18 protein-coding genes and 1 riboswitch are annotated in these 17443 nt (G+C 57.0%); of the genes, 5 read left to right on the forward strand and 13 right to left on the reverse strand.

The window, feature by feature from the left end:
* Positions 1-56: 56 nt before the first annotated feature.
* On the forward strand, positions 57-425 hold the full coding sequence (locus DFG60_RS11090) for a DUF805 domain-containing protein (RefSeq protein WP_114571840.1): 369 nt from the start codon (positions 57-59) through the stop codon (positions 423-425).
* 47 nt (positions 426-472) lie between these two features.
* Here DFG60_RS11090 and DFG60_RS11095 read toward each other — a convergent pair whose 3' ends face one another.
* From DFG60_RS11095 to DFG60_RS11110, 4 genes are all read right to left on the reverse strand, one after another.
* Positions 473-1099 carry a DUF4352 domain-containing protein gene (locus DFG60_RS11095; protein WP_114571841.1) on the reverse strand — a complete coding sequence of 209 codons (627 nt, stop codon included), beginning with the start codon at positions 1097-1099 and terminating at the stop codon, positions 473-475.
* 12 nt (positions 1100-1111) lie between these two features.
* The gene (locus DFG60_RS11100; RefSeq protein ID WP_114571842.1) at positions 1112-2482 is read right to left on the reverse strand and encodes an alkaline phosphatase; all 1371 of its coding nucleotides are present in this window, start codon (positions 2480-2482) and stop codon (positions 1112-1114) included.
* Between the two features lie 122 nt (positions 2483-2604).
* Positions 2605-3399 carry a P-loop NTPase family protein gene (locus DFG60_RS11105; protein ID WP_114571843.1) on the reverse strand — a complete coding sequence of 265 codons (795 nt, stop codon included), beginning with the start codon at positions 3397-3399 and terminating at the stop codon, positions 2605-2607.
* A 94-nt stretch (positions 3400-3493) separates the two neighbouring features.
* Positions 3494-4849, reverse strand: a complete 1356-nt coding sequence (locus DFG60_RS11110) for an alanine/glycine:cation symporter family protein (RefSeq protein ID WP_198661588.1) — start codon at positions 4847-4849, stop codon at positions 3494-3496.
* Between the two features lie 303 nt (positions 4850-5152).
* Positions 5153-5256, forward strand: a riboswitch (SAM riboswitch).
* An 80-nt stretch (positions 5257-5336) separates the two neighbouring features.
* On the opposite strand from DFG60_RS11110, the gene DFG60_RS11115 reads away from it, so the two are divergent.
* The gene (locus DFG60_RS11115; RefSeq protein ID WP_114571845.1) at positions 5337-6095 is read left to right on the forward strand and encodes an alpha/beta hydrolase; all 759 of its coding nucleotides are present in this window, start codon (positions 5337-5339) and stop codon (positions 6093-6095) included.
* Between the two features lie 69 nt (positions 6096-6164).
* Here the strand turns inward: DFG60_RS11115 and DFG60_RS11120 are convergent, their stop codons facing one another.
* Complete coding sequence (locus DFG60_RS11120; RefSeq protein WP_114571846.1) at positions 6165-6782, reverse strand: thymidine kinase; 618 nt, start codon at positions 6780-6782, stop codon at positions 6165-6167.
* Between the two features lie 220 nt (positions 6783-7002).
* Here DFG60_RS11120 and DFG60_RS11125 point away from each other — a divergent pair, with 220 nt between their 5' ends.
* On the forward strand, positions 7003-7644 hold the full coding sequence (locus tag DFG60_RS11125) for a DedA family protein (RefSeq protein ID WP_114571847.1): 642 nt from the start codon (positions 7003-7005) through the stop codon (positions 7642-7644).
* Between the two features lie 34 nt (positions 7645-7678).
* Here DFG60_RS11125 and DFG60_RS11130 read toward each other — a convergent pair whose 3' ends face one another.
* Both DFG60_RS11130 and rho read right to left on the reverse strand, forming a co-directional pair.
* Complete coding sequence (locus tag DFG60_RS11130) at positions 7679-7924, reverse strand: type B 50S ribosomal protein L31 (RefSeq protein ID WP_114571848.1); 246 nt, start codon at positions 7922-7924, stop codon at positions 7679-7681.
* A gap of 96 nt (positions 7925-8020) precedes the next feature.
* Entirely contained in the window at positions 8021-9376 is a 1356-nt protein-coding gene (gene rho / locus DFG60_RS11135; RefSeq protein WP_114571849.1) for a transcription termination factor Rho, read from the reverse strand.
* A 344-nt stretch (positions 9377-9720) separates the two neighbouring features.
* Between rho and DFG60_RS11140 the strand changes: the two genes are divergently transcribed.
* The gene (locus DFG60_RS11140; RefSeq protein WP_114571850.1) at positions 9721-10404 is read left to right on the forward strand and encodes a C40 family peptidase; all 684 of its coding nucleotides are present in this window, start codon (positions 9721-9723) and stop codon (positions 10402-10404) included.
* A gap of 107 nt (positions 10405-10511) precedes the next feature.
* On the opposite strand, the gene glpX is transcribed toward DFG60_RS11140, so the two are convergent.
* The 5 genes from glpX to DFG60_RS11165 all read right to left on the reverse strand — a co-directional run bounded on the left by glpX (position 10512) and on the right by DFG60_RS11165 (position 14943).
* Positions 10512-11477: a class II fructose-bisphosphatase gene (gene glpX, locus DFG60_RS11145; protein ID WP_114571851.1), complete on the reverse strand. Its 966-nt coding sequence runs from the start codon at positions 11475-11477 to the stop codon at positions 10512-10514.
* Positions 11478-11514: 37 nt separating this feature from the next.
* The gene (murA, locus tag DFG60_RS11150) at positions 11515-12762 is read right to left on the reverse strand and encodes a UDP-N-acetylglucosamine 1-carboxyvinyltransferase (protein ID WP_114571852.1); all 1248 of its coding nucleotides are present in this window, start codon (positions 12760-12762) and stop codon (positions 11515-11517) included.
* A 28-nt stretch (positions 12763-12790) separates the two neighbouring features.
* Entirely contained in the window at positions 12791-13438 is a 648-nt protein-coding gene (fsa, locus tag DFG60_RS11155) for a fructose-6-phosphate aldolase (RefSeq protein WP_114571853.1), read from the reverse strand.
* Positions 13439-13583: 145 nt separating this feature from the next.
* Positions 13584-14438 (reverse strand): class II fructose-1,6-bisphosphate aldolase, encoded by an 855-nt coding sequence (gene fba, locus DFG60_RS11160; protein WP_114571854.1) that lies wholly within the window; start codon positions 14436-14438, stop codon positions 13584-13586.
* A gap of 130 nt (positions 14439-14568) precedes the next feature.
* Positions 14569-14943, reverse strand: a complete 375-nt coding sequence (locus DFG60_RS11165; RefSeq protein ID WP_114571855.1) for a response regulator — start codon at positions 14941-14943, stop codon at positions 14569-14571.
* A 93-nt stretch (positions 14944-15036) separates the two neighbouring features.
* Here DFG60_RS11165 and DFG60_RS11170 point away from each other — a divergent pair, with 93 nt between their 5' ends.
* On the forward strand, positions 15037-15546 hold the full coding sequence (locus DFG60_RS11170) for a DUF2529 family protein (protein ID WP_114571856.1): 510 nt from the start codon (positions 15037-15039) through the stop codon (positions 15544-15546).
* Between the two features lie 154 nt (positions 15547-15700).
* Here the strand turns inward: DFG60_RS11170 and DFG60_RS11175 are convergent, their stop codons facing one another.
* Positions 15701-17296: a CTP synthase gene (locus DFG60_RS11175; protein WP_114571857.1), complete on the reverse strand. Its 1596-nt coding sequence runs from the start codon at positions 17294-17296 to the stop codon at positions 15701-15703.
* Between the last annotated feature and the right edge of the window lie 147 nt (positions 17297-17443).

Here is a 17443-nt window from a genome sequence, read left to right on the forward strand (position 1 = left end):
TTGGTAATCCTCCTGTGCTATAATCCAGTTACTTACTTATTTGGAGGAATCATTTCATGAATTGGTATTTAAGTGTACTCAAGAATTACGTCGGCTTCGGCGGACGCGCACGCCGCAAGGAATACTGGATGTTCACACTCATCTCGATGCTCGTGACACTCTTCTTGTCCGGAATCGAGACCGCACTCGAACTTCCGCCTGTGCTCTCAGTGCTGTACGCGCTCGGAACGTTCCTGCCTTCGCTCGCCCTCTCGTTCCGCCGTCTCCATGACACGGGACGCAGCGCGGCATGGCTCTTGATCGGTCTCGTCCCGTTCGTCGGCTGGATCGTCGTCCTCGTCTTCATGTGCTTGCCTGGCGACCGTTCGACGAACGCATACGGTCCTTCGCCGAAGGAAGACGCACCATACGCAATGGCAGAATGAACAAAAAAATTCCTCTCTTACGTCGCATGACGTTCGAGAGGAATTTTTCATTTCACCGGAATCTGTTTCCCTTTTTCGATGCTCTTCTTGTACCCGTCGACGGCGTCGCTCGTCCACCACTCGACCGTCTTCGGTTCCTGCTCGACGATGAAGCCGATGTTGCCCGTCCTCTTCTCGTGCGGCGCGAGCTCCTTGCCGAGTCCTTCGAGATAGATGTCGTCTTCGAGCGTCTTCTCTTCCTTGCCGAGGAACACGTGCGCGACCGGGTTGAAACGGACCGGCTCGTCTCCCGTGTTGCGGACGGTGACGCGCGTCTTCCAGACATCGAACGACTCGTCGTGCGTGAAGCCGTGGAAGAAATCGATCATCCCGTAGTCCGGCCGGGCATGGAACACCTTCTCGTCATGGACGGTCAATTCGACCGGTCCGACGGTGATCTTTCGTTCCGTCTGATTGATCTTCTTCAGCGTCAGCTCACCTTTCCGGTCCGCGACCGACTGACCTGGAGTCAGCAGCTTACGATCGTCCGTCACCTGCGGATTCGGGACGTAGACGTCCTTTTTCTCGAGCGGCGCCGCTTCCGCCTGCTTCGCGACAGGTCGCGTCTGCTCCTCCGCGCAACCCGTCAAGAGGAGCGCGAGTGCAGAGAGACCGAGCCATTTCCGTTTCAACATGTCAAATCCCCCTTACTTTTTCAGCAGATCAAAGATGATGCGGGCGTGGTCCGTGTTGTCCATCTGCCCTGCGAAGCGTTCCGATTGCGGTCCGTATGCATAGACCGGAACGTCCTCCCCTGTGTGTCCGCCTGTCGTCCAGCCTGTGTGTGAACGTTCGTTGAAGATCGCTTCGATCGCGTTATCGATATCGAGTACCTTCTTCGACTCAGCCGCCTTCTCGACGGATGCGATCTCTTCCTGCGTCAGGGCGAGCTTGTTCTGGTCGATGTACGTCTTCAGCGTCTCCTCGACGCCCGCGCCCTTCGCGATCTTATCGGCCATGAAGTCCGGTGTCTTCTTCGCCGCCTGGACGGGACCCGCGAACCAGTTATAGACGCCGTCAGAACCGATCGAGTAGCCGCCTGTCGAGTGATCGGCCGTCGCTACGACGAGCGTGTGCTTGTCCTTCTTCGCGAAGGCGATCGCCGCCTTGAATGCCTTCTCGAAGTCGTCCATCTCGCTCATCGCGCCGACGATGTCGTTGTCATGCCCAGCCCAGTCGACCTGGCTGCCTTCGACCATCAGGAAGAAGCCCTTTTTGTTCGTCTTCAGGCGGTCGAGCGCGGAGTTCGTCATCTCTTCGAGCGAAGGCGTCGATGCTTCGCGGTCGATCTTCTTCGGCATGCCGCCGTCCGCGAACAAGCCGAGGACACGCTCGTTCTTATCCTTCAGGAGCGACTGCTTGTCCGTGACGTAGCTGTAGCCGTCCTCTGCGAACTTCTTCGTCAAATCCGCGTCAGGCCGGACGAAGTTGCTCTTGCCCCCGCCGAGCATGACGTCGATCTTATGACCGCCGTTGACGAGTTCGTTATAGTAGTCGTCTGCGATCGCGTTCATGTTCTTGCGGCTCTCGTCATGCGCACCGAACGAGGCCGGTGTCGCATGCGTGATCTCCGACGTCGCGACGAGACCGGTCGACTTGCCCTTCTCCTTCGCCGCCTCGAGCACCGTCTTGACCGGCGTCTTGTCGTTGTCGACCGCGATTGCCGCGTTGTATGTCTTGACGCCCGTCGCCATCGCCGTCGCGGCTGACGCCGAGTCCGTCACGTTCTGAGCCGGGTCTTCCGGGTACGTCATCTGTTGTCCGACGAGGTACTGGTCGAACGCCGTCTTCTCGACGTGCTTCGTCGACGCGTCGTCCGTCATGTAGCGGTGAGCCGACGTGTACGACACGCCCATCCCGTCACCGATCAGGAAGATGACGTTGCGGATTTCAGGACCTTTCTTCGCCTTCACTCCTGCCTCAGCCGGTGCCTCTTGACCTGCTCCGATCATCGCGCTGAGCGCGAGCGTCGACAGTGCGGCGACCGGGACGACTTTTTTAAGCATCTTCTTGTTCATGGTTGTTTCCCCCTTAAAGTGAATGGCGTTTCCGTCTTTTACTTTAGCGGAGGAAAGTAAAGGGAAATTGTAGGAAGTGTAAACGTTCTGTCAGCTTCTGATTGCAAAACAATGACCCCTGCTCATTGAGCAGAGGTCTTGAGTCCGATGTCCGTCACGATGCGCAACGCAAGTTCATCAGGTGACGCATCCCGCTCGTTGACGATCCGGAACGACTTGACGCCGAGCCGCCCGAGCAGCGCGAGCTCCCGCTTCTTGCGCTCCTTCATCACGGCGATCGTCCCTTCGATCCCGGTCAACCCGTGCTTGATGCCATACGCCTGACCCGTGTAGTAGTCGACGAAGCCGTGTTTCCACCCGTCCGGCCGCTCTGCATAGGCGCGCCTGAACGAGGCCGAGACGTCGTTTTCTTCTATATATATGAGAACGGGATCGAGCGCCTCGATCAGGCGGCTGACGTCCTCGATGTAACGCGTGACGAGTTCCTCCTCGACGTCCTGCGAGATCATCCCGATCGTCAGCGGGTTCTGCAGGAAGGCGCAGTCGAACAGGTAGACCGCCTCCTCCTGTGCGGCGCGACCCGCGAAACGCGTCCATCGTTCCTTCATCAGCTCGACGTGCGCCGCGAACGGCAGGCTGTAGGCGTCCTTTTCCGACAACCGTTTCGCCTGGTCCTCAGCGAGCGTACCGTAGCGGACGAGGCGCCCGTAACTCCCTTCGTCATGGATCGCCGAATCCGGAAGCTCTTCGGCTTCCCACTCCTCCCGGCTCAGGACGGCGACGCCGTCGAGGTCGACCGGGTGATCCGGCGCCTCTTCCGTATAGTGTCTGACGTTCGCCAAGTGCCTCGCGAGCGCCTCTGAGATCGTGCTCTTGCCCGCGCCCGGCAGCCCTTCGATCAATATCAATTTCGTCATCTTCATCCCTCCTCATTCATCGTAGCATGCAGTCTTTTTCATTCCCCATCGCATCAAAAAAGCCCCGCGCACGGATGCGACGGGGCCGGTTGCGTCAGGAGACGCGTTTTCGTTCTTCCTCTTCCTTCTTCAGCTGTGCCCGGAAGATTCTTGTCTCGGCGATGACGACGCCCGACAGACCGACCAGTCCGATCAAGTTCGGGATGGCCATCAGGCCGTTGAAGATGTCAGACAGTGCCCAGACCATGTTGAGGTTCGTCGTCATCGCGCCAAGTCCCGCGACGAGTGCGAACGCGATCCGGTAAGGCAGGATCGAGCGTTGACCGAACAGGTAGTAGATCGACTTCTCGCCATAGTACGACCAGCCGAGGACGGTCGAATAGGCGAACATGACGAGTCCGATCGTGATGATGTACTTGCCGGCAGGTCCGAGGAACATCTCGAACGTCGCCATCGTCAACTCTACCCCTTCGAGTCCGCTGTCATACTGTTTCCCCATGACGAGCGTGATGCCCGTGATCGAACAGACGACGAGCGTGTCGAGGAAGACTTGCGTCATCGACACGAGCGCCTGGCGTCCCGGAAAGTCCGTCTTCGCAGCAGCTGCTGCGATTGGTGCCGAACCGAGACCCGCTTCGTTCGAGAAGACGCCTCGCGCGACACCGTAACGGATCGCTGCCCCGATCGCACCGCCGGCGATCGCTTCCGCACTGAACGTGCTCGAGAAGATCGTCGCGAACGCACCCGGGATGAGGTCGTAGTTCATCACGAGGATGAGCAGACCGCTTCCGACGTAGAAGATGATCATGAATGGAACGAAGAAGCTGACGACGCGTCCGATCGAGTGGACGCCGCCGATGATGACGACGCCCGTCAGGATGACGAGCGTGATCGCCGTGACGACGAGCGGGATGTCGAACGTCGACTTGAGCGCGAGCGCGACCGAGTTCGTCTGTACCCCGTTCCCGATTCCGAACGCCGCGACCGATGCGAAGACGGCGAACATGACGGCGAGCCATTTCTGTTTCAATCCCCGTTCGAGATAGTACATCGGCCCCCCGGCCATCTGTCCTTTCTCATCGACGACACGGTACTTGACGGCGAGGATCGCCTCCGCGTACTTCGTCGCCATCCCGAACAATCCGGACAGCCACATCCAGACGACGGCGCCCGGCCCCCCGAGCACGACTGCCGTCGCGACACCGACGATATTCCCCGTACCGACGGTCGCAGCGAGTGCGGTCATCAGTGCCTGGAAATGACTGATGTCCCCTGCAGATGATTTGTCCTGATGCTTCGAGAAGGCAAGCTTCAGAGCATACGGCAGCTTCGTGATCTGAATGAACCCGAGCCGTGCCGTCAGATAGATCCCTGTCCCGACGATCAGGACGAGGAGCGGCGGTCCCCAAACGAAGTTGGAGACGTCCGCGATTAACTTATCGAAATCCATAAGTGCTGACCCCACTTTCTAGCATGATGAAAGATGTGTTCCTCTCTATTTTTCAGAACATTTACAATATTGTCAAAACTATTTTGAGAAAACAAGCTTGCGAAATCGCTTGCATTCGCGCCATTTCCTCTCTTTTTAAAATAGGTGGGTATTATGCTGGGAAGAAGGAAGCTTTCACGGCAGCCCTGCCTGAAGCCCGTCTGGTTCGACTGTTCGGCTTCGCTTGCCGGACATGGAGTTGACTTCCTCCTCCCCGAACTGGTATCATCTTCCCATACTATTTTCAATCCCGACAATTCCTATATATTATCAAGAGTGGACGAGAGACCTGGCTTCATGACTCCACGGCAACCTGCATTCCGCAAGGTGCTCCCGACCAGCAAAGCGTATGCTTTGGATGATGAAGAAGAGCTTCGACTCCTTTTTTTCGTCCAAAAGGAGTCTTTTTTATTTTAAGGCGTCAGTCTAGTCCCAAGGAGGAACATACATGCACAACACGACCTATCCCGTCATCGAAGGAGCGGAAGCGTTCTATCTCGCAGGAGGACCGACCGGCATCCTGCTCTGCCACGGCTTCAATGCGACGCCGCAAAGTGTGCGCACCGTCGGCGAGACGTTCGCCGCGCATGGCCTGACGGTGTTCGCCCCGCGTCTGCACGGGCACGGGACCGACTGCCGCGAATTCGAGGCTGCCTGCTTCGAGGACTGGAAACAGAGCGTTCGTGAAGGGTACGACCTGCTCGCCGCGCGTTGCGAGACAGTCATCGTCGCCGGACAATCGATGGGCGCGACGCTTGCGCTCGCCCTCGCACAAGAAGGCGTCCCGTTCGACGGGATCGTCACGATCAATGCCGCGCTGTCGGTCCCGGGGTATCAGTCGCTCGGCGACGACTGCCCGACTCATCTGAAGGAGGATGCTCCGGACATCAAGGCGACAGGCGTCCATGAGATCGTCTATGATACCGTGCCGACCCGCGCCGCGAAGAAACTCCTCGCCCTGATCGAACAGACGCTCCCTCACCTGTCGTCGGTCGATACACCCGCGCTCGTCCTTTATTCCGCGGTCGACCACGTCGTCCCGCCCGATAACTCGAGACGGCTGTATGAGCTGCTCGCTTCTTCGAACAAGCGATGTCGCTGCCTGCCGAACTCCTATCACGTCGCGACGCTCGACAACGATCAGCAGCTGATCGTCGAGGAGACGCTCCGCTTCATCGAGAGTCTGGCTGAGGAGCTCGCCGGCTGAAGCACGACGAAAAAGAGGTCATCATCCCTAGCCGGGAGGATGACCTCTTCGCATTTGTTCCTTCTTCGCTTACTGATGTTCGCCGGCCGACTGTGCGAGCGGATTCGGCTTGCCCGGCACCTCGTGGCAGTGGCGGCAGCGCGGTTCGTACGACTCCGATGCACCGACGAGGATGATCGGATCGGTGTAGGTGGCAGGCTTGCCGTCGATCAGGCGCTGCGTCCGGGACGCCGGATCACCGCACGACAGACAGATTGCCTGCAGCTTCGTCACGAACTCCGCACGCGCGAGCAGCTCCGGCATCTTGCCGAACGGCTCCGCCCGGAAGTCCTGGTCGAGCCCTGCGCAGATGACGCGCTTCCCGTCCTTCGCGAGCGCTTCGATCACATTGATGATTTCGTCGTCGAAGAACTGGACCTCGTCGATCGCGACGACCTGTGTCTCTTCCTGTACGGCTTCGTATAATGCCCGGCTCGACGTCATCGGGATCGCCGTCACCGAGTTGCCGACGTGCGAGACGACATGCTCCTCATGGTACCGGTCGTCGATCGCCGGCTTGAACACCTGGACGGGAAGCTTCCCGTACTGCGCCCGGCGCACGCGGCGGATCAGCTCCTCCGACTTCCCGGAGAACATGCTGCCGCAAATCACTTCAATCCAGCCATACTGGTTTATCACATGCATCAATGCACACACCGCCCTCTTCAATAGTCACGTACACGAGTATAGCCCGAAAAGAACTTCAGATAAAGTATTGACTTGCCAAGCGAATTGACGTTCGCCTTCTGAGCCGTTCCGGCAGGCGATTTTTGAAGACTTCAGGAATTTTTCGTTCCTCCCCTTTCACCTGTAAGACATTTCCTGTAGGGTTATAAGAAGAGAAACAAGGACGGAAGGAGGACGGCTCATGCAGCACGCCATCATGGAGATCATTCATCAGTTCGGGGCATTCGGTCTCGGACTCCTGCTCGCGGGCGGTATCATCGGGCTCCCCGTCCCGGACGAGACGTTGCTCGTCCTGTCCGGCTATTCGATGGACCGCGGTCACATGCCGATCGTCGGGACTGTCCTCGCCGCCTACCTCGGCAGTTACTTCGGCGTCACCGTCAGCTACCTGCTCGGTGCGAAGGTCGGCATGCCGCTGCTCCACCGTGCCGCACCGAAACTGCGGATTCCTGAAAAGCGGATCATCCAGGCCGAGGCCGGCTTCAACCGGTACGGCAAGGTCGTCCTCCTGATCGGCTACTACATCCCTGGCCTCCGCCAGTTGAGCGCCTTCTTCGCCGGCGTCTCACAGATGCCGCTCCGTACGTTCGCGCTCTACGCCTACGGCGGCGCGACGATCTGGGTCAGCCTCTTCCTCGGAGCCGGCTATTTCCTCGGACGCCATTTCTCGATCGAGGAAATGATCGAGTCGTTCCTCGGCAATCCGCGCCTGTTCGAAGACGTGACGAGCATCACGGCCGGTATCCTGCTCATCCTCGTCCTGCGCACCTACTGGGCGAACCGCCAAGTCCCGGACACACAAAAAGACAGCCTGCCCTTCTGATGAAGGACGAGCTGTCTTTTTTCGTTCGCAAGGATTACTTGCGGCCGTATTTCTTGTTGAAGCGATCGACACGACCGTCTGCTGCGTTGAACTTTTGACGACCTGTGTAGAATGGGTGCGAGTCCGAAGACACATCCACGCGGATGAGCGGGTACTCGTTACCATCTTCCCAAGTGATCGTCTCGTTCGACGAACGTGTAGAACCAGACAAGAATTTGTACTCAGTAGTAGAGTCCATAAATACGACTTTGTTGTATTTTGGGTGAATTCCTTGTTTCATGGTTGTTTTCTCTCCTTCCGCCCTGGTCCATTTGCTGAGCCAGAGTAAGTTACCTTCCTATACTAAACTAAATTTCGAGGACTCGCAACAGCTTTTTTATACGTCCGTATCCGTTTTTTGGACACGCGGACGGGCAGGTGCGCGACGGGTTGATTTCTTCTTATCATTCTCGAGTTCCGCGAAGAATTCCTCGTTCGTTTTCGTGTCACGGATGCGGCGGAGGAAGCTGTCGACAAAGTCCGATGATTCGTTCATCGTCCGGCGAATCGTCCACAAGGCATCGAGCTGATCCTTCGGCAGGAGAAGCTCTTCCTTGCGTGTTCCCGATTTCCGGATGTCGATGGCAGGGAAGATGCGGCGTTCCGCGAGCTTCCGGTCGAGGTGAAGCTCCATGTTCCCTGTCCCTTTGAACTCCTCATAGATGACGTCGTCCATCCGCGACCCCGTCTCGACGAGCGCCGTCGCGAGGATCGTCAGCGAACCCCCGAACTCGATGTTGCGGGCCGCCCCGAAGAAGCGTTTCGGTTTATGGAAGGCGGCCGGGTCGATCCCCCCTGAGAGCGTCCGGCCGCTCTGCGGAACGGTCAGGTTGTAGGCACGTGTCAGACGTGTGATCGAGTCCATCAGGATGATGACGTCCTTCTTGTGCTCGACGAGGCGCATCGCGCGCTCGAGCACGAGTTCCGAGATCCGGACATGGTTGTCCGGCGTCTCGTCGAACGTCGAGCTGACGACGTCCGCTCCAGGCACGGACCGTTCGATGTCCGTCACCTCTTCCGGACGTTCGTCGATCAGGAGGATGATCAGCTCGGCATCCGGATGGTTCGTCTGGATCGAGTTCGCGATCTCCTTCAATAGAGATGTCTTACCGGCCTTCGGCGGCGCGACGATCAATCCCCGCTGTCCGAAGCCGACCGGTGCGATCATGTCCATCACGCGGACGGACAGATGGCGCGGCTCCGTCTCGAGCTTCATCATCCGGTCAGGATAGATCGGTGTCAGGGCCGGGAAGAAGAGGCGGTTGCGGGCCGTGTCCGGCGCCTCGCCGTTGACGGCCTCGACGCTGAGCAGACCTTGGAACCGTTCGTTCTCCTTCGGCGGACGGACCTTTCCCGTCACCTTGTCGCCATTGCGAAGGTTGAAGCGGCGAATCTGTGAGGCTGCGATGTAGATGTCCTCGGACGACTGCGAGTAGTTGATCGGACGAAGGAAGCCGAAGCCACCCTCGTTCTGGGACTGCGGGTTGCCCGGGATGACCTCGAGGATTCCTTCAAGGAAATAGAGGCCTGTCGATTCCGCCTGTGCCTTCAGGATGCGGAACATGAGCTCCCGCTTGCGCGCCTCGCGGTATTGCGGAACGTCCTTCGCTTTCGCGATTTCGTATAGTTCTTTCAGCGTCATCTCGCTGAGCGAGCTGAGCGTATATGATTTTTCATTCTTTTCGGTTGGCATGGTCATTTCACCTTATTCTTTCGAAAGTCGATTTCAGAAAAATTACCCCAATTCGTATCGCGGGAATCACTTTTCTAAAAGGTAGCACAAAAAGACGTGTTCCTGCGTATATGATGAAGGAATTTTCTCACTGTAACAATAGCGCTCTTTATTTCAGTTGTATTACACGGGTAGGGGTTTTTGTATCAGAACTGAAAAACGTTTTGAAGTGGCGGCGTGATAAGATAATCGTGCAGGAAAAAATTCTGCGGCAAGAATTGATGAGGTATTGGAAAAGTAGTCAACAATAGTTTCGCATATAAAACGACTAAAATATATAACGAATTCTCAGGAGGAAAACATACATGAAACGTTTCATCACAACGGTTGCGATGTCGGCATTGGTAGTTTCAGGATTTGCTGCTACGGGTACAGGTAAGGTTGAAGCTGCTTCGGTAACGAAAGTCAAGGTGACAGACAACGGGCTTCGTGTACGTACAGCTCCTTCAACTAACGCAAGCATCGTCGGTAAAGTAAACGCCGGCCAAACTTACACTTATAAAGGCAAGTCAGGTTCTTGGACGAAGATCTCGTACAAAGGAAAGACTCGTTACGTCTCTTCTTCTTACGTCAAGACATACAAAACTTCGACAGCGACGAAAGCATACACTACTTCAGGCACATCGGGCAAACGCGCGAACATCCTCAAGGAAGCTGCGAAGCACAAAGGGACTCCATACGTATGGGGCGGAACGACGACTCGCGGATTCGACTGCTCTGGCTACACGAGCTACGTCTACAAAAAAGCAGCAGGCAAGACACTCCCGCGTACATCGAGCGCACAGTACTCTTCAGCTAAGAAAGTCAGCGTCTCGAAAGTCCAACAAGGAGATCTCGTCTTCTTCTCACACGGCAGCGGCATCCAGCACGTCGGAATCGCGACAAGCAAGTCGAGCATGATCAACTCGGAAACGGGCGGCGTCAAGTACTCTAGCTTCAAATCAGGATACTGGGGCTCGCGTCTCGTCGGCGCAGGTTCATACCTTTAATAGTTGATTCAAGCGGTAGGGCATCGGCCTTACCGCTTTTTTCTTTCTCCAGGAGAACAAAAAAACACGCGCTCAGCTCCTCTCGAGGCAGGCTGAGCGCGTTTCTCTTATTTGATGACGAGTTTCGGCTTCTTCTTGAACGAGTGGATACCCTCGACGAAGCGGACGGTCCCTGATTTCGCCCGCATGACGACCGAATGCGTCTGACCGCCTTGCGCCGTGAACTGCACGCCTTTCATCAGCTCGCTGTCCGTCACGCCTGTCGCTGCGAAGATGCAATCGTCCCCTGTGACGAGATCATCCATCATGAGGATCTTCGACGGATCCGCGATGCCCATCTTCTTGCAACGTGCCACTTCCGCCTCGTCCGCCGGGAGGAGCCGTCCCTGCAGCTCGCCGCCGAGACATTTCAAAGCGACCGCTGCGAGCACGCCTTCCGGTGCGCCGCCTGATCCGAGCAGGATGTCGATCCCTGTATGCGGGAAAGCCGTGTTGATCGCTGCCGCGACGTCTCCGTCACCGATCAAACGGATACGTGCCCCTGTCGCACGGATGCGTTTGATCGTCTCCTCATGCCGTTCCCGGTCGAGGATCGTGACGACGACGTCCTCGATCTCCTTGTTCTTCGCCTTCGCGACCGCCGCGATGTTCTCTTCGATCGTCGCGTCGAGGCTGATGTGCCCTGCCGCTTCCGGTCCTACAGCGATCTTGTCCATGTACATGTCCGGAGCGTGCAACAAATCGCCCGCATCCGCGACGGCGAGGACGGCCAGCGCGCCCCATGTCCCTTTCGCGACGATGTTCGTGCCTTCAAGCGGGTCGACCGCGACGTCGAGACGCGGCCCGTATCCGTTACCGAGCTTCTCTCCGATATAGAGCATCGGCGCCTCGTCCATCTCGCCTTCCCCGATCACGACCGTCCCTTTCATCGGAATCGTGTCGAAGACGTCGCGCATCGCGCTCGTCGCGGCATCATCCGCCTCATTCTTCAAGCCTTTCCCCATCCAGCGGGCAGACGCAAGCGCCGCCGCCTCCGTCACCCGTACGAGTTCCATTGATAAACTTCTTTCCATGTGCAAAGTCCCCTCTCTTTTTCTAAGTGAAACTTGATCAGACCGTCTCTCTCCAGACGAGGGCACCGATCCCTTTCAGCTTCTCGTCGAACCGCTCGTAGCTCTTGTCGAGCACTTCCGCGTTCAAAAGTGACGTCTCGCCTGACGCGAGCATCCCGGCGAGCACGAGCGCAGCCGCGCCGCGCGGGTCCTTCGCCTCGATTTCCGTACCGAGAAGCTTTTCACCGCCCCGGATGATGATCGACGCATCTTCGTGCGTGATACGGGCATTCATCCGCCGCATCTCCTGGACGTGCCGGAAGCGCTGCGGATAGAGCTTGTCGACGACGACGCTCGCGCCTTTAGGCAAGAGGAGCGCAGCCGATATGACCGGTTGAAGGTCGCTTGGGAATCCGCCGTAATGGAACACGCGGATGTCGATCGGCCGTTTCTCGCCCGTTTCGACAGTCACGCTCTCATCCCCGATCTCGAACTTCGCGCCGAAGCGCTCGAGCTTCTGGATGATGCTTTCAAGATGGAGCGGGATGACGTTCTCGACCGTCACCTTGCCGAGGCAGGCGCCCATCGCGAGGAACGTCCCCGCCTCCATCCGGTCCGGTATGAGCGTATGGCGGCATCCGACGAGATGCGGTGTCCCTTTGATCCGGATCTCGTCCGTGCCGGCCCCTTTGACGTTCGCCCCCATGTTCGCGAGCATCGTGCTGACGTCGACGACTTCCGGGTCGCACGCCGCGTTCTCGATCACGGTCGTCCCTTCCGCCATGACAGCAACGAGGAGCGCTGAGATCGTCGCACCGAATGAAGGAAGATCGAGATAGACCCGGTTCCCCTTCAATTCTTCCGCCCGGAGATAGTAGACGCCCTGTTCGTTTCGCATCGAGACGCCGAGGCGCTCGAGTGCCTTGATGTGCAAATCCAGCGGTCGAGGACCGATGGCATAGCCACCGGGCAGACCGACGACGCCCTGCTTGAAACGCGCCGCAAGCACGCTCATCAGGTAGACGGACCCGCGCAGCTTACGCGTCTCCATCCCTGTCAGCGGCATCGGCTCGACGTTACTTGGGTCGATCGTCACCATATCGCCTTGACGCGTCACTTTCGCTCCGAGTGCTTCGATGATCTCAATCATCGTCGCGACATCGAGAATGTCAGGCACGCCTTCGAGAACGACCGTCTCGTCGGTGAGGAGCGCTGCTGCGAGACACGGAATCGCGCTCTGCTTCGATCCGCTGATCGATACGGTTCCTTCTAGGCGCTGTTGTCCTACGATATGCAAAATGTCCACGTTTCCATCAACCTTTCCTGTCTGTCGATTATTGCTGTGCCTTCTCCCAGTCGGCGAGGAACTTTTCGATCCCTTGCGTCGTGAGCGGATGATGTGTCAAAGATTCGATGACGTTGAACGGAATCGTGGCGATGTCCGCACCGGCCAGCGCCGCGTTCGTGACGTGGACCGGATTACGGACGGATGCCGCGATGATCTGCGTCGGGATATCATGGATCATGAAGATCTGGGCGATCGTCTCGACGAGTCCCATCCCGTCCTGCCCGATGTCATCTAGACGTCCGAGGAACGGCGATACATATGTCGCCCCTGCCCGTGCCGCGAGGAGTGCCTGGTTCGGGTTGAAGATGAGCGTGACGTTCGTCGTGATCCCTTCCGCCGAGAGTGCAGCGACCGCCTCGAGTCCTGCCGGCGTCATCGGTACCTTTACCGTGATGTTCGGTGCGATCTTCGAAAGTTCCTTCCCTTCCTTGATCATCCCTTCCGCATCGAGCGCGATGACTTCCGCACTGACGGAGATATCCCCGACGATGTCGCAAATCTCTCGCAGACGTGTATGGAAGTCGACGCCTTCCTTCGCGACGAGCGACGGGTTCGTCGTCACGCCGTCAAGGATCCCCATGGCGTGTGCTTTCTTGATGTCCTCTACGTTTGCTGTGTCGATGAAGAATTTCATAACTGTTCATTACCCCTTTCTCTCCCTGTAATCGCTTACTCTTTCATTATAAATTTTTTCAGGTCTAAAACCTAATGATTTCCCGATTTCCCGGCCGTTCGACAAAAAAAGCACGACAGACCGAAGTCCGCCGTGCTTTTGAGAATTATGCTTGGTTGTTCGAACCGAACTCACGGATCTTACCGATGACCGTTTGCTTGATCGCGTCGCGACCTGGTTGGATGAACGTGCGTGGGTCGTATGCTTCTGGTTTCGCAGCAAGCACTTCACGGACGACCTTCGCGAATGCGATCTGGTTTTCCGTGTTGACGTTGATTTTAGATGTACCGAGCGAGATCGCCTTGTCGATGTCGTGTTTCGGGATTCCAGTACCACCGTGAAGGACGAGTGGAAGGTTCGTCGCGTTGCGGATCTCTTCCATCTCTGTGAAGCCGAGGTTCGGCTCGCCTTTGTATGGTCCGTGTACAGAACCGAGTGCTGGCGCGAGCGTGTCGATGCCAGTCTCTTTTACGATGCGTACGCAGTCGTCGAGCTTCGCGTACATGACATCACCGATGACGTCGTCTTCTTGACCGCCGACAGTACCGACTTCAGCTTCGACCGAGACGCCTTTAGAGTGCGCGTACTCGACGACTGCTTTCGTCGTTTCGATGTTCTTGTCGATCGGGCTATGTGAATCGTCAATCATAACAGATGTAAAGCCTGCGTCGATCGCTTCTTTACACTTCTCTACGCTCGAACCGTGGTCGAGGTGGATCGCAACCGGTACAGAGATCTTCATGTCGTGCATGAGACCTTCGACCATTTTGACGACAGTGTAGAATCCGCCCATGTGGCGAGCTGCCCCTTCAGATACACCAAGGATAACTGGTGACTTCTCTTCTTCTGCGGCACCAAGAATCGCTTGCGTCCACTCGAGGTTGTTGATGTTGAATTGACCAACAGCATACTTTCCTTCGAGCGCTTTGTTTAACATGTCTGTCATAGATACTAACGGCATAATGACATCCTCCTGTTCTGATCGCGATATGCACTTCATTGTGCAATTTCGCACTCATTATAACACACCATTTCCGCTCCTAGTACAGCATTTCGCTTGTTTCTTGCGATTGTGACGACCAAGTGAATGGTTAACCGCTTACATCCGTGCGGATGCGCACAGCTACTTCTGCCTTCAGTTCGAAGATGTCGAACGGCTTGCCGAAGAATGCGACGACGCCGAGTCTTCTTGCCTCCTCGATCGTCTCTGCCTCGCCGAGCGCAGTCATCAGGATCGTCGGAATCCTGTTGCCCGTCTTGACGAGATGTTGCAGCACCTCGAGCCCGTTTCGCCCCGGCATGTTCATATCCATCAGCAGCAGATCATACTCCTCTGCCGCGAGACGTTCGACCGTCTCATTCCCGTCTGCCGCGATGTCCGTCATGTATCCTTCCTTCCGAAACATCTGGGCGAGCAGGTCACGAATTCCTGCCTCATCTTCGGCGATCAGCAGTCTTCCCTTCATCGAGATCACTCCCTTCTAGTCATTTCCATTCTACATACTTTTGAAACTTCCGATATACTTGCCTTGAGACGCTCCAAAGAAAGGATGATTCGGATGTTAAAAATTCTCGCTACTCAATTCAATGGTAAATTACAAACACTGGCAAAACAAGAGGATGAACTGTTCGATGTGGTCCGCCTGCTCGCCCAGGCGCTCGTCGGCGAAGGCAAGGTGTACGTCCATGCCTTCGGTGAGCTCGAGGGACTCTATCCGATGCTGACCGAGGGACCGGACCAGATGAAGCGCGTGACGAAGGTGAAGGATCACAAGACGCTCCATTCGGTCGACCGCGTCCTCATCTTCACACCGGACACTGAGCGGAGCGACCTGCATGCCGCGCTCGCCCGCTATGACGCATGGCACACGCCGTATTCGATCGTCACGCTCGGCCCGGTGACGGAGACGCTCGAACGTTCGATCGCCCCGCTCGCGCTCAAGTTCGAGAAGGGGCTGCTCCCGGCGGAGGACGGCTCGCGCCATGGCTTGCCAAGCCTCGCCTTGTGCGCCTTCCTGCTGACGCACATCTTGACGCAGCTTCGTGAGATGACCGAGGAATGGGAATGAAAAAAGACAGCATGCGGGCGTCCGCGTGCTGTCTTTTCTCGATTTTCTTCATATTAAGATGAAACAAACGGGGAGGCTGACTTTCGCTCAGAGCGCTATGCTTGAGCCACCCCCGAACGTTCCCCCTTAAAAGAGGCCATAGTGCCTCTTTTTCTTATTCTCCGAGCGAAGCCTGGATGAAGTCGTGGAAGAGCGCTTGCGGACGCTCAGGACGCGAGATCAGCTCCGGGTGGAACTGACACGCGACGAACCATTTGTTCTCCGGGATCTCGATGATTTCGACGAGACGGCCATCCGGGCTCGTACCCGAGAAGATCATGCCGTTCGCTTCGAACTGCTCGCGGTACTCGTTGCTGAACTCGTAGCGATGGCGATGACGCTCGTAGACGAGCTCGCTCGAATAAGCCGCGCGTGCCTTCGAACCTTCCTCGAGCTTACATGGATAGAGACCGAGACGGAGTGTGCCCCCGAGATCCTCGACGTCTTTTTGTTCCGGCAAGAGGTCGATGATCGGATACGGCGTCGTCGGTGCGATCTCTGCCGAGTGCGCGCCTTCGAGTCCGAGCACGTTGCGTGCGAACTCGACCGTCGCGAGCTGCATGCCGAGGCAGATACCGAAGAACGGGACGTCCTTCTCACGCGCGTAACGCGTCGCTTCGATCTTCCCTTCGATCCCGCGCTCACCGAATCCGCCAGGAACCAAGATGCCGTCAGCTGAACCGAGCAGCTCGTCGACGTTCTCAGGCGTGACATCCTCCGCATTGATCCAGTCGATCTCGATGTCGCTGTTGAAGGCGAATCCTGCGTGTTTGAGTGCTTCAGCGACCGAGATGTACGCGTCGCGGAGCTCGACGTATTTCCCGACGAGAGCGATCTTCGTCTTCTTCTCGAGGTGCGTCACCGTGTGGACGAGTTCCTTCCAGGCCGTCATGTCCGCTTCCGGCGCATCGAACTTGAAGTAGTCGCAAACGAGCTGATCCATGCCTTGTTCCTGCAGGTTGAGCGGCACTTCGTAAAGCGTCGAGGCGTCTGCCGCCTCGATGACCGCTTCAGGACGCGTGTCACAGAAGAGGGCGATCTTGTCCTTCATCTCTTGAGGCACCGGATGCTCCGTACGCAGGACGATGATGTCCGGCTGGATCCCGTAGCTGCGGAGTTCCTTGACGCTGTGCTGCGTCGGCTTCGTCTTCATCTCACCTGCTGCCGCGAGGTACGGGATGAGCGTACAGTGGACGTACATGACGTTTTCCTTGCCGATGTCATTCTTCACCTGACGGATCGCCTCGATGAACGGAAGCGATTCGATATCCCCTACTGTTCCGCCGATCTCCGTGATGACGACATCCGCGCCTGTCTCTTTGCCGGCGCGATAGACGCGGTCCTTGATCTCGTTCGTGATGTGCGGGATGACCTGGACCGTCCCACCGTTGTAGTCGCCGCGGCGTTCCTTCTTCAGGACTGTCGAATAGATGCGGCCTGACGTGACGTTCGCGTTCTGGCTCAGGTTGATGTCGATGAAGCGCTCGTAGTGACCAAGGTCGAGGTCCGTCTCAGCGCCGTCATCCGTGACGAACACCTCACCGTGCTGGTACGGGCTCATCGTACCCGGGTCGATGTTGATGTACGGGTCGAACTTCTGGATCGTGACGTTCAAGCCACGGTTCTTGAGAAGGCGCGCGAGCGAAGCGGCCGTGATCCCCTTACCGAGCGAAGATACTACCCCACCTGTTACGAAAATATACTTTGTCATGATCCAACTACTCCTTTCGCATACTGAAAATAAAAGAGGACGAAAAAACAAAAAAAGCAAAAGTGCCCCCGATCGACAGGAGACACTTTTGCTGAAATCCAACAACGTTGCTTAAAGAAGCCCATGACTACCTTACGTCATTCTCGA

The organism is Exiguobacterium flavidum, from assembly GCF_003344535.1.
Taxonomy (GTDB): Bacteria; Bacillota; Bacilli; order Exiguobacteriales; family Exiguobacteriaceae; genus Exiguobacterium_A; species Exiguobacterium_A flavidum.